This is a genomic window from Alkalibacterium sp. m-11 (genome assembly GCF_054658155.1).
Window position 1 is genome coordinate 1 of sequence record NZ_BAAGIR010000606.1, and the last position, 252, is coordinate 252.

Consider the following 252-nt stretch of genomic DNA (forward strand, 5'->3'; position numbering starts at 1 on the left):
TCCGCTGGTCTAAACTGACAAACGTGCTGGAATAAACAGATTCTGTCGCTTAATTGACCCATCTTCTTAAAAAAAACTGCCGGAATAGAGTGACATTTACTGGCTGGATTATTTTGCTTTTCTACACCGAGTAACCCTTTCACATGTGTTTTACTTCTCTTAGGCGCATGGATATAGAAACCATCTGGATTGTTTTTATACGCCGCTTGTAGCAAGGGCTGGACTTGCTTTTTGGCTCGCTCCGAAAGCACC

Annotated in this window: 1 protein-coding gene; it reads right to left on the reverse strand. The window is 42.9% G+C overall.

Going from position 1 to position 252, the window contains the following annotated elements; genetic code table 11:
- The coding region (locus ACYQ2O_RS13700) for a hypothetical protein (protein WP_459796872.1) at positions 1 to 252 on the reverse strand (252 nt) is incomplete at both ends.